This is a genomic window from Pigmentiphaga sp. NML080357, assembly GCF_002188465.1.
Classification (GTDB): domain Bacteria; phylum Pseudomonadota; class Gammaproteobacteria; order Burkholderiales; family Burkholderiaceae_B; genus Pigmentiphaga.
In genome coordinates, this window is record NZ_NINW01000033.1 from 32911 (window position 1) to 45137 (window position 12227).

Annotated in this window: 11 protein-coding genes; 4 read left to right on the forward strand and 7 right to left on the reverse strand. The window is 65.2% G+C overall.

What is annotated here, in order from left to right; genetic code table 11:
* Positions 1–2 precede the first annotated feature (2 nt).
* From cyoB to cyoD, 3 genes are all read left to right on the forward strand, one after another.
* On the forward strand, positions 3–1979 hold the full coding sequence (gene cyoB / locus CDO44_RS14580; RefSeq protein ID WP_087780934.1) for a cytochrome o ubiquinol oxidase subunit I: 1977 nt from the start codon (positions 3–5) through the stop codon (positions 1977–1979).
* Between the two features lie 129 nt (positions 1980–2108).
* Positions 2109–2744, forward strand: a complete 636-nt coding sequence (cyoC, locus tag CDO44_RS14585; RefSeq protein ID WP_087780935.1) for a cytochrome o ubiquinol oxidase subunit III — start codon at positions 2109–2111, stop codon at positions 2742–2744.
* The gene (cyoD, locus tag CDO44_RS14590; protein WP_087780936.1) at positions 2744–3094 is read left to right on the forward strand and encodes a cytochrome o ubiquinol oxidase subunit IV; all 351 of its coding nucleotides are present in this window, start codon (positions 2744–2746) and stop codon (positions 3092–3094) included. Before cyoC ends, cyoD begins: the two co-directional genes overlap by 1 nt.
* Positions 3095–3195: 101 nt before the next feature.
* Here cyoD and CDO44_RS14595 read toward each other — a convergent pair whose 3' ends face one another.
* The 5 genes from CDO44_RS14595 to CDO44_RS14615 all read right to left on the reverse strand — a co-directional run bounded on the left by CDO44_RS14595 (position 3196) and on the right by CDO44_RS14615 (position 9186).
* The gene (locus CDO44_RS14595) at positions 3196–4173 is read right to left on the reverse strand and encodes a tripartite tricarboxylate transporter substrate binding protein (protein WP_087780937.1); all 978 of its coding nucleotides are present in this window, start codon (positions 4171–4173) and stop codon (positions 3196–3198) included.
* Between the two features lie 36 nt (positions 4174–4209).
* Positions 4210–5667, reverse strand: a complete 1458-nt coding sequence (locus CDO44_RS14600) for an aldehyde dehydrogenase family protein (protein ID WP_087780938.1) — start codon at positions 5665–5667, stop codon at positions 4210–4212.
* Between the two features lie 238 nt (positions 5668–5905).
* Positions 5906–6829 carry a LysR family transcriptional regulator gene (locus CDO44_RS14605; protein ID WP_158213292.1) on the reverse strand — a complete coding sequence of 308 codons (924 nt, stop codon included), beginning with the start codon at positions 6827–6829 and terminating at the stop codon, positions 5906–5908.
* A gap of 61 nt (positions 6830–6890) precedes the next feature.
* Positions 6891–8192, reverse strand: coding sequence for a sulfatase (locus CDO44_RS14610; RefSeq protein ID WP_087780940.1), 1302 nt, complete (start codon positions 8190–8192; stop codon positions 6891–6893).
* Positions 8193–8217: 25 nt separating this feature from the next.
* Entirely contained in the window at positions 8218–9186 is a 969-nt protein-coding gene (locus CDO44_RS14615; protein ID WP_233146190.1) for a tripartite tricarboxylate transporter substrate binding protein, read from the reverse strand.
* Between the two features lie 124 nt (positions 9187–9310).
* On the opposite strand from CDO44_RS14615, the gene CDO44_RS14620 reads away from it, so the two are divergent.
* Positions 9311–10267 (forward strand): LysR substrate-binding domain-containing protein, encoded by a 957-nt coding sequence (locus CDO44_RS14620; RefSeq protein WP_087780941.1) that lies wholly within the window; start codon positions 9311–9313, stop codon positions 10265–10267.
* Positions 10268–10277: 10 nt separating this feature from the next.
* Here CDO44_RS14620 and CDO44_RS14625 read toward each other — a convergent pair whose 3' ends face one another.
* A complete protein-coding gene (locus CDO44_RS14625) occupies positions 10278–11267 on the reverse strand; it encodes a tripartite tricarboxylate transporter substrate binding protein (RefSeq protein WP_087780942.1) in 990 nt (329 codons plus the stop codon).
* Between the two features lie 44 nt (positions 11268–11311).
* On the reverse strand, positions 11312–12226 hold the full coding sequence (locus CDO44_RS14630) for an SDR family NAD(P)-dependent oxidoreductase (RefSeq protein ID WP_087780943.1): 915 nt from the start codon (positions 12224–12226) through the stop codon (positions 11312–11314).
* Between the last annotated feature and the right edge of the window lies 1 nt (position 12227).

The following is a 12227-nucleotide window of genomic DNA, read 5'->3' on the forward strand; positions in this document are numbered from 1 at the left end:
CGATGTTCGGGAAACTGACCCTGGATGCCATCCCGTACCATGAGCCCATCGTCATGGTCACGCTGGCCGCGGTCGTCGTTTTGGGCGCCGCACTGCTCGGCGCCGTCACCTATTACGGCAAGTGGACCTACCTGTGGAAGGAATGGCTGACCACGGTGGATCACAAGCGCATCGGCATCATGTACATCATCGTCGCGCTGATCATGCTGCTGCGTGGCTTTGCCGATGCCATCATGATGCGCACCCAGCTGGCCGTCGCCTCGGGCGACTCGGCCGGCTACCTGCCGCCGCACCACTACGACCAGATCTTCACCGCCCACGGCGTGATCATGATCTTCTTCATGGCCATGCCTTTCATCACGGGCCTGATGAACATCGTCGTGCCGCTGCAGATCGGCGCGCGCGACGTCGCCTATCCGTTCCTGAACTCGCTGAGCTTCTGGCTGTTCGGCGGCGGCGTGGTACTGATCATGATGTCGCTGTTCGTGGGCGAATTCGCCGCCACCGGCTGGCTGGCCTATCCGCCGCTGTCGGGCCTGGACTATAGCCCGGGGGTGGGGGTGGACTACTACATCTGGGCATTGCAGCTGTCAGGGCTCGGAACCACGCTCAGCGGGATCAACTTCATCGTCACCATCATGCGCATGCGCGCCCCGGGCATGACGATGATGAAGATGCCGGTCTTCACGTGGACCGCGCTGGTCACCAACATCCTGATCGTCGCCGCCTTCCCGGTGCTGACGGCCACGCTGGCGCTGCTGACCGCCGACCGCTACCTGGGCACGCACTTCTTCACGAACGACCTGGGCGGCAACGTGATGATGTACGTGAACCTGATCTGGATCTGGGGCCACCCCGAGGTCTACATCCTGATCCTGCCCTGCTTCGGCGCGTTCTCGGAAATCATCGCCACCTTCTCGCGCAAGCCGCTGTTCGGGTACAAGTCCATGGTGTACGCCACGGCCGCCATCGGCGTGCTGTCGTTCCTGGTCTGGCTGCACCACTTCTTCACCATGGGCTCGGGGGCGAACGTCAACGCCTTCTTCGGCATCGCGACGATGATCATCTCGGTACCCACGGGCGTGAAGATCTTCAACTGGCTCTTCACGATGTACCGCGGACGGGTGCAGATCACCACGCCGGTGCTGTGGACGCTGGGCTTCATGGTCACCTTCGTGATCGGCGGCATGACCGGCGTGCTGATGGCGATTCCCGCTGTCTCGTTCGTGCTGCACAACAGCCTGTTCCTGATCGCCCACTTCCATAACACCATCATCGGCGGCGTCGTGTTCGGGTGTATCGCGGCCATGGTGTACTGGTTCCCCAAGGCCTTCGGCTTCAAGCTCAACGAGCGCCTGGGCAAGTACTCGTTCTGGTGCTGGTTCGTCGGGTTCTTCATGGCCTTCATGCCGCTGTACATCCTCGGCTTCATGGGCATGACGCGCCGCCTGAACCACCACAACAACCCCGCGTGGGAACCGTACCTGATCGTCGCCTGGGTAGGCGCCGTCATCATCGCGCTGGGTATCTTCTTCCTGCTGCTGCAGATCTTCGTCAGCATCCGCGACCGCAAGAAGAATGTCGACTTCGACGGCGACCCCTGGGGTGGCCGTACGCTGGAATGGTCCATTCCCTCTCCTCCGCCGTTCTACAACTTCGCAAAGGTGCCCCAAGTGACCCAGCTCGATCAGTTCTGGCATGACAAGGAAACCGGCGTCGCCTACAAGCGTCCCGACCACTACGAAGACATCCACATGCCGCGCAACACCGGCGCCGGCGTGTACATCGGCATCGCCGGCACCATTCTCGGCTTCGCGCTGGTCTGGCACATCTGGTGGCTGGCCGTGGCGGGTCTGGTCGGCATGATCGGCGGTTTCATCGCCCGCGCCTACGACCGCGACGTGGACTACTACGTCAAGGCTGACGAGGTTGCGCGCATCGAGAACGCGCACTACGAGTCGCTGAAGCAGGCGGCGTAGAGGTCCCCCCTACGCGCTTGCGCGCGCCCCCCAGGGGGCGATGCGAGTGGACCGGCAAAGCCGGATCCACCGCATCCTGGGTCGTGTAGCAGTGTTTTGGTGCGGAGCGCCGATTTTTTAAAGATCAATATGAGTAGCGCAGCAATTCTTCATACGCATCGTCACGATGGTGGCGATCATCATGCCCATGGGGGGCATGAGCATCACGATGACGGGTCCAAGACCGTATTGGGGTTCTGGATCTATCTGATGAGCGACTTGCTCATCTTTTCGGTGCTGTTCGCGACGTTTGCCGTGCTGTCGGGAGCGACCGCGGGCGGGCCTCATGGCAGCGAGCTGTTCGACCTGTCGTTCGTGCTGACCGAGACCATGCTGCTGCTGATCAGCAGCGTGACCTTCGGCATGGCCATGCTGGCCATGCACGCCGGCCAGCGCAACAAGGTGTTGGGCTGGATGGCCGTCACGTTCCTGTTCGGCGCCGGCTTCATCGCGATGGAAATCTATGAGTTTCATCACCTGATCGCCGAGGGCGCCGGCCCGCAGCGCAGCGCCTACCTGTCGGCCTTCTTCACCTTGGTCGGGACCCACGGCCTGCACGTGACCTCGGGCCTGATCTGGATGGTCGTGATGATGGACATGATCCGGCGCTACGGCCTGGATCCGGTGGTTCGCCGCCGCATGGCCTGCCTGAGCCTGTTCTGGCACTTCCTGGACCTAGTCTGGATCTGCGTGTTCACCTTCGTCTACCTGATGGGAGCCCTGTAATGGCGCAACACTCCTCCACGGCCGCCGGCGATCACGGCGCCCACGCCAGCAGCCACGGCTCGGTCAAGTCGTACATCGTCGGATTCGTCCTCTGCATCGTGCTGACGGCCTTGTCGTTCGGCGTGGCGATGACGGGAATCCTGACCGGCTTCGCCGCCGTCGCTTCCCTCGTCGTCCTGTGCGTGCTGCAGCTGCTGGTCCAGCTGGTGTTCTTCCTGCACATGGGCACCTCGCCCGAGCAGCGCGAGAACCTCTCGTCCTTCGTCTTCACGGTGCTCATCATCGCGATCATCGTCGGCGGCTCCGCCTGGGTGCTGCACAACATGAATGCGAACATGATGCCTATGTAAGTCCGAGAGATCTTCCCGCAGGAATGGCCGCTTACGCGGCCATTTTTTTGCCTTGGGACGGCCCGAAGGGCCTAGCGTGGGGCATTTTTTCCACCCGGCGGCTATTCCCCTTTGATCCCGAACTCGGCCACGACCCGCCCGTAGAACGCGTACTCATCCCTCACGGCATGCACGGCTTCATCCACACTGCTGCCCGAGGTCTCCACACCGGCACCGCGCATCTTCTCCTTGACGTCGGGAGCGCGCATGACCTGGCTGATCTCGCGGTTCAGGCGCTCTACCGCGGCCCGCGGCGTGCCGGCGGGAGCAAAAACCGGAAAGAATACGTTCAGTTCCACGCCCGGGATACCGCTCTCGCTCAATGTCGGCACCCTGGGCAACAGGCCGGATCGCTGCCGCTCGGCCACGGCAACGGCAATCAATTGCCCGCCGTCTATGTACTGCCCCACGCCGCCCAGCGCTCCGACCGCCAGCTTGATCTGGCCGCTGATCGTGTCGACTACCGCCGGCATCACGCCCTTGTAGGGAACATGCGTCATCTGCGTGCCCGTGGCCTTCATGAAGAGTTGCCCGGCGATATGCTGCGGCGAGCCATTGCCGGAGGACGCATATGGCAGGCCCGGATGCTTTTTCAGATAGGCCACCAGCTCTTGTGGCGTCTTCACCCCCAACTGGGGATTCGCGAGAAGGATCACCGGCGACGAGGCGGTTCGGACGACAGGCATCAAGTCCCGCACCACGTCCACCCCGCCGCCGGCTCCTTTCGGCAGCACGTGCGGGGCTCCCAGCAAGGTACTGGGGCTCAGCAACAGCGTATGGCCGTCGGCCTCGGCACGGGCTACCGAGGCGGCGCCGATCAGGCCACTGGCGCCCGGGCGGTTGGTGACGACCACGGGCTGCCCGAGCGTGGCTGGCAGGCGCTCGGCCAGTATCCTGGCCAGCATGTCAGTGCTCGACCCCGGCGGCACCGTCACCACGATGGTCACGGGTTTGGTCGGCGCCCAGGATTGCGCGGCAGCGGGCGTCAACTGGGTGAATGCTGCCAGGGCCATGCATACGGTGGCTATCCGTTGTCTCATATCCTTATCCTTGTGTGCCGGCCGCGCCGGACTGAATCAGTAAGTGATGTTGATGTTCTTGCCCTGCGTGTAGGAGAGCAGCTCTTCGATGGACTCGTCGCGCCCGATGCCGGACTGCTTGTAGCCGCCGTAGCTGGTGCCCAGGAAATGTGGCCCGGCGTTGTTCACCCAGATGAAGCCCGCCTGGATACGGCTGGCGGCGCGGTGTGCGTTCGCCAGGTCGCGTGTAAAGACAGCGCCGGTCAAGCCGTATTCCACCGCGTTGACCTGGGCCAGCATCGTTTCCTCGTCGCTCCATTTGATGACGGACAGGACGGGGCCGAAGATCTCCTCGTTGGCGAGGCGCATTTTGGCGGTCACATCGGTGAACACCGTGGGTTCGATGAAAAAACCCTTGCTCAGCGCCGGGTCGTCCGGCCGTTTGCCGCCATATGCCAGCGTCGCGCCTTCGCTCAGCCCCAAGTCGATGTACTTCATGATCTTGTCGAACTGGGCGCGCGAAACGATGGCGCCCATGGTCGTGGCGGGATCAGTGGGCAATCCGGGGCGATAGTGGCGTATCTTGTCCAGCACTCGCGCCACCACCTCGTCATGAACCGACTCATGGACGAACAGGCGGGAAGTCGATCCGCACGATTGCCCGCTCCAGGTGAAGTTCATGCCATGGACGGCGCCATGACTCGCGCGCTCGAGATCGGCATCGGGATAGATGATGCAGGCGTTTTTGCCGCCGAGCTCCAGTGTGATGCGCTTGAGGCGGTCCGCGCCGGCCCTGGCCACCGCACGGCCGGTCGCCACGCTCCCGATCAGCGACACGAAGGGGACGTCCGGGTGGGCCGACAAGGCCGCCCCGCACTCCGTTCCGCCGCTCACCACGTTCAGCACGCCGGGAGGCAGGATCCCGTCGATCAACTCCATCCAGCGATAAGCCGACAGCGGCGCCTGAACCGGGGGTTTCATCACGACGGTATTGCCGGCCGCCAGCGGCGCGGCGCTCTTGGCCGCCGTAAACATCAGCGGATGGTTGTAGGCCACGATGCGGCCGACGACCCCATAAGGTTCGCGTACCGACAGGTTCACGACTCCCTCCCCCATGGGAATGGTATCGCCCTTGATCTCAGTGACCAGTCCAGCGAAGAAATCGAATTGGGCGGCCGCCGCGAGCGCGTCCCGCGTCATCTCCGCCACGGGATTGCCGCAGTTGGCTGCATCGAGCAGCGCCAGCTCGGTCGCATGGCCCCGCAGTACCGTGGCCACCTTGCGCATCAGCGCCGCGCGCTCCGCGGGCCTGGTTCGGCTCCATTCCGCGAAAGCGGCTTGCGCTGCTTGCACGGCGGCATCCACGTCCGCCGCATTGGCGTCCGCGCAGGGGCCCAGGCATTCGCCGGTAGCGGGATTCCAGGTGTCCACGTAGCCGCCCTCGGGGGCGTGCCATTGGCCGCCGTAGTAGAGGTCCCGGTGTTCAGGCAGTCGAATGTTTTGCGGTCCAGACATATTCAGGCTTTCCTTGGTTGACGAAGCGGCACGCGCTGGCCGGACCGTTGCCGCGAAACGGCTGACGGAATGCGGTCCATGGATTCGCGTCCTGGGCGGCGCGGCCACAGCCAAGCATCTTAGGAATGCATGGGCGCCAGCGTCCAATGGATAGTCCGAATACCGGAAATGGACGATACGGATATTTCGGGAAAGCCCGGGGGGCGGGTTGTCCCCAAGGACGACCCGGCATCGTCTCTTATTGGCGGCTATCGCAATAGTTCGCGGCAAAACGCTGGCGGAACCACCGGTTGCCGGGATCGTGATGCATGCGGTCGTGCCACTGCATGTTGAGATCGATAGTGGGCAACTGGAACGGCAGGGGCACGATCCGCAGCGGCTGGCTGTGAATCATCGAGCGGGCCGGGCCATAAGGCGCGGTCAGCACCAGATCCGACAGCGCCAAAGTCGCCGCCAGACCGCTGGAGTACGAGACACTCAGCGCGACCCGCCGCCTGACGCCCTGGCCGGCGAACTGGGTCTCGAGCAGTTGGTCGAGCGAAGCATGAATGGACGCAGCCGGCCGATAACTCACGTGCGCGGCGGAGAGATATTGCTCCGGCGTCATCGCTTCTCCGATCGTCGGATGTTCGCGGCTGATCACGCAGACCCAGTGCTCGACGAAAAGCGACTGCCGATGGAAATCGGCGCCCAGATCGGGCAGGAACCCCACGGCCAGGTCGAGCTCCCCCGAAGCCATCGCCTCCTTGGCTTCTCGCACGGGCAGCGAAACCCCTGCCAGATCCACATGAGGAGCCTCCCTTCGCAGCAAGGCGACGAATGTCGGCAGATGGGCCTGCTGCGCGATATCGCTCAAGAGAATGCGAAAAGTCCGGCGTGCCTGCGCGGGATCGAAAACCCGGCTGCGCTCGATCGCCTGGCGGAGGCGATCGAGTGCCTCGCCTACCTCGTCGGCGATCTCCAATGCCAGCCCGGTCGGCTGCATGCCTGTCGGCGTGCGCACGAACAGCTTGTCGCCGAAGGCCTCGCGCAGGCGCTGCAGAGAGTTGCTGGTGGCCGATTGGGACAACCCCACGCGCTCCCCCGCCAAGGTCACGCTGCGCGTACGCATCAAGGCGTCGAAGATCAGGAGCAGATTGAGATCGAGTTTGTTCAACTGCATGAGGTCCCCCGTGGCACCGTACGGCCCCGGAGGAAGCGCCGGCCTCGGCCGGCGCAGCCGGTCAGCGGCTCGGCATGTCCTTTTCGGTATAGACGAGCTCGCTGTTTGCCTCTGACGGGATGGGGCCGAAAATGGCATTCCAGCGATCATACCGTGCACGCATCCCAGCCAGCTTCTCGGGATGGCGGCGCGCCAGATTGGCGCGTTCGCGCTCGTCCACCGACAAGTCGAACAAATACTCGTTGTCCTCGATCGCCAGGTATTTCCAGTTGCCGTCTCGCATGGCCCGCTGGTTGCGGTATTTCATCCGCCAGTACATCTCTCGTGGAAAGGTCAGGGCCGGATCGCGCAGCACCGGCAGCATCGACACCCCGTCCAGCGGAAAGTCCGTATGGGCAGGCACACCCGCCGCATCGAGCATCGTCGCTGTCCAATCCATGGTCATGCAATGCTGCGCTGAAACGGCTCCCGGGGCGATCTTGCTGCCCCATTGCACGATGTAAGGCACGCGGATCCCGCCTTCGGTCAGGTCCATTTTCCCGCCCACGAGCGGCCACGAATCGGAGAACCGTTCGCCGCCATTGTCACTGGTGAAGATGACCATGGTGTCGTCGGCCAGCCCGAGCTCGTCCAAGCGCTGCAGGACCCGTCCGCAACCTTCGTCCAGGGCCTTGATCATTTCGGCGTAGACGTGGATGGAGCCGCCGTCCAGGTGCCGGATATCCTTGTCGGTCTCGGGGCTGGAGCGGCCCTGCTCGCGCGTCTCCCACGGCCAGTGCGGCGCGGTGTAGTGCAGGCTGAGAAGAAAGGGCTGGCGGTCTTCGGCGCGTGTCCGCAGGTAGGCCTCGGCCTCGTCGGTCAGCAGGTCGGTCAGATAGTGGCCGTCGTAGTTGACCGGCTCGCCATTGCGCACGAGATCGTGCTTGCCCATGCGGTCCACGTGGCTGAAATAGCTGACGCCGCCCGACAAAGGACCGATGTGATACTCGTATCCGCTCTTCTGCGGGCCAAAGTGAGGCGGGTAGCCCAGGTGCCACTTGCCGATCAGCGCGGTGCGGTAGCCATGGTCGCGCAGCAGCGAGGGCAAGGTAGGATGCGCCGGCGGCAGGCCGATTTCCGTGCTGCCGCGAAACTTGCCGGTCATGGGCTCTTCGGCGGCGCCGCGCAGGCGGTATTGGTAGCGGCCGGTAATCAGGCCGAACCGGGTGGGCGAACACACGGGCGAGTTGGAATAGCCCTGGGTGAAGCGGATGCCGCGCGCGGCCATGCGGTCCAGATGGGGCGATACCGGCTGGCGCCCGCCATAGCACCCCAGGTCGGCATAGCCGAGGTCGTCGGCCAGGATGAAGATGAAATTGGTCATACGAACTGGTCTTTTTCCCACGTGATCAGTCGACGGTCATGCCGGCCGACTTGATGATTTTCGCGTAGCGCGCCCGCACTTCGGCCAGCTCCTTGGCTGCCGCCTCGCCGTCCCGCGTCTCCAGCGTAAAGTCCATGGCGCGCAGCCGCTGCTGCACGTCGGGCTGCGCCAGGACCTGCTGGATGGCCTTGCGCAGCGCCTGCACGACGGCATCCGGCGTCTGCGACGGTACCATCGCAAGATACAACACATCCTGCTTGACGTCGGGGTATCCCAGTTCCGCGGTGGTCGGCACGGAAGGCAGCAGCGGCGAGCGCTGGCTGCCGGTCACCGCCAGCGCCTTGAGCGTGCCCACGTTCACGTGCTGCAACAGCCCCGGCGTGGCCAGCGCCGCCGCCTGCACCTCGCCCGACACGAGCGCGAGGACGGCGGGCGCATTGCCGCGGTACGGGATGTGGTTGATCTTCATGCCGGTCGCCTGCGACAACATGCTCAGGCTCAGGTGGCCGGGCGAGCCGTTGCCGGCGGAACTGAAGGTGATCGGGTCCTTGTGGCCGCGTTCGACCAGGCCCTTGAGCGTGTCGGCCTTGGCCGAGGGGTGGGCGGCGATCAGCATGCCCGAGGAAGCCAGCCGCATCACCGGTTTCAATTGATCGAGCCCGAACCCCAGCGACGAATAGAGGCTGGGATTGACGGTAAAGGTCGAGTCCAGCCCGATCAGGACGGTGTAGCCGTCCGGCGCCGCGTTGGCCACGGCGGCGGCGCCGATGTTGCCGCCGCTGCCCGTCTTGTTCTCGACCACGAAAGGCTGCTTGAAAATGGCGTTCAGGCGCTCGGCCATCATGCGCGCCATGATGTCGAGCGGGCCGCCGGCCGTGAAATTGACGACGAAACGCACCGGCTTGTCCGGATAAGCCGCCTGGGCCGTGGCCGCGCCGGACGCCACGGACAATGCAAACGCCACGCCGAGTGCGCGGACCATGGTTTTCAGCATGTCGAAACTCCTCCTGGATGTGGAAATGCCGCCCTGTCGGGGACATCCTCTCTGGCCCCATCATAGAAGCGCAGGCGGTAATATTGGTTGATCTTTTCGCAAATTAATTGAGAAAAAGGAAATCATGCTGCGCGTCCTCGACCCTCGCCTGCGCCTGCGGCACCTGCAGTGTCTGGTTGCCCTGGCCAGCCATCGCAGCGTGCTGAAGGCCGCCGACGCCCTGGCCCAGACGCCGTCCGCCGTCTCCAAGAGCCTGGCCGAACTGGAGGCCATTACCGGCGAAACCCTGGCGTTGCGGCACCGCAAGGGGCTGGAGCTCACTCCGGCGGGCCATATCCTGCTGCGCCACGCGGCCCAGGCCATCGGCGCGCTGCGCGACGGCTTCGAGCTGCTGGGCGCGGGCGAGAAGGCGCCCGAGCACATCCGCATCGGCATTCTTCCCACCGCCGCGGCGACGCTGGTCCCCAACGCGATCCGGCAGATGCAGGCGCGCTATTCCCATCTGGTCGTGACCGCCCACGGCGGCACCAACGCCGACCTGCTGGTGCGCCTGAAATTGCGGGAGCTGGATCTGGTGATCGGGCGGATCAGCCACCCTTCCGAAATGGTGGGCATCTCGTTCGAGCACCTGTACATGGAACCACTGGTCATGGCGGTGCGCCCGGATCATCCCTTGCTGGCCTCCGCCACGCTCGAACCGGCTGACGTGCGGGCCTACCCCCTGGTGCTGCCGATGAAGGGCACCTACATCCGGCCGGCCGCGGAGACCTTCCTGCAATCAAGCGGCATCGGCATCCCGCAGCAACTGGTGGAAACGCTCTCCTCCACCATGGCGCGGACACTGATGCGCACCGGAGACGCCATATGGTTCGTTCCCTACGGCGTGATCGAGATCGACCTTGACCAGGGAGAGGCGCAAGCGCTGCCGGTGGACACCAGCCCCACCTCGGCGGCCGTCGGGCTGACGACGCTGGGCACGGAAGAACTGCCGGAGAGCGTGCGGCTGTTCATCGACGTCTTGCGCGAGGTGGCCGGCGAGATGCGCAACCGCAACCGGCGCTCGTTGTTCGAACGCCGGTGAGGCCGCGCGATTAATCGCCCCTGAATCCGGTTGCCGAAACGATCTTCTTCCAGCGTTCGGCCTCGGCCGCGATCATGCGCCGCGCATCCTCGGCACTGGTGCCCGAAATGCTGAAGCCCGCTTCCTCCAGCCGCTTGCGCGCCTCCGGCGATTGCACCGCGGCAACCGCCTTCGCATTGAGCCCGGCAACGACGGACTCGGGCGTTCCCGCCGGCACGAACAGCGCGAACCAGGCCGAGAAGTCGGCCTTGGGATAGCCCGCCTCGGCAAAGGTGGGCACCTCCGGCAACAGCGGCGAACGTTGCGGCGCGGTCGTCGCCAGCGCGCGCATCTTGCCGCCCTTGACCTGGGCCGTGGCCAGGGCCGTGGACATGAACACCGCATTGACGTCGCCGCTGACCACCGCCGACACCGCATCGCCCGTGGCCCGGTAGTGAACGGGCTCGATCCGGAATCCGCCCTGCTCGGCGAACATCTCGGCCCCGAAATGGCCCGGCGTGCCCGCCCCGAACGTGCCGAAGTTGACCTTGTCCCGCGACCGGGCCGCCTTGACGAACTCCGCCACGGACCGTGCCGGCGACTGGTTCGGCACGACAAGAATGAAATCCGTCTTGACCACCTCCGACACGGGGACGAGTTCGCGCGCCGGGTCGTAGCCCAGCTTGGAAAACGCCGCCGGGGCAATGCTGATGGCGCTCACGTCGGCGACCAGCACGGTGTAGCCGTCGGGCGGGCTCTTGGCGACGAACTGAGCGGCGATCTGTCCTCCCGCTCCCGCGCGGTTCTCCACGACCATGGGCTGGCCCAACAGGTCGCCGAGCTTCTGCCCCAGGGTGCGCGCCAGGATGTCGGGCCCCGTGCCCGGCGCGAATCCCACGGCAAGGCGGATGGGGCGCGCGGGATAGGTCTCGGCCGCCGCGGCATGGCCGGGCAGCCAGGCGCCCGCCATGGCGGCCATCCAGCCGGCAAACAGGCGGCGCGATAACGATGCGGTATCCATGAATGTCGTCTCCTCTCGTAGTCGATAGCGGTGTTGCGGACGCTTCAAGGCATGGGCGGCAGGCCCACGCTCTCCGGATGGCTCCCGACGGTTGCCGGCCAGGCTTGCGCGATGGCTTCCGCGCTCCATCCGCCATCGCGGAACGCGCAACGGATCTCTTGCGGATGGGACCAGAGGCTGAGTCTGTCGCCGCCGAGGCCGATGCACTGGCCGGTGATGTGGGCGGCCAGGTCCGATGCCAGGAACACCACCAGCGGCGCCACGTCCTCGGGCGATCCCATGCCTGCTCCCTTGCGCAGCGAATCGGGCAGCGGTTCGCCCCTGGCAAGCGCCTCGGCGTAGGGCGCGAACGCGGGCATGGTCGCTACCATGCGGGTCAGCGCGACCGGAACGATGGCGTTGACCGTGATGCCCGATCTGGCGCACTCCATCGACCAGGTCCGCGCGAACGATGCGATGCCCGCCTTGGCCGCCGCATAGGCGGTCTGTCCCGGGTTGCCCCGCTGCCCGGCCGGCGAGGCGACCAGCACCAGCCGCCCCGGGCTTTCCTGGGCCCGCATCTGCCGAACCGCGGCCCGTGCGCAGGTGAAGGTCCCTCGCAGGTGCGTCGCCACGACACTGTCGAAATCATCGTCGGCAAGTTTCCAAAGGACTCGGTCGCGCAAATTTCCCGCGTTGGCGCAGAGTATGTCGAGACGGCCGAAGCTGCGCACGGCGGTGGCCACCAGCCGCTCCGCGGCCTCTGTCTCGCCAACCGGCACGGCCTCGGCCACGGCCTTGCCGCCTTGCGCGCATATCGCCGCCGCGGCTTCGTCCGCGGCTCGGGCGTCGACGTCGTTCACCACCACCGCGGCTCCCGCGGCAGCCAGCGAACGGGCGAATGCCAGCCCCAGTCCCCTGCCGCTGCCGGTGACGATCGCCACCTTCCCGTCCAGCCTGACAGCTCGTTCAAGCCCCATC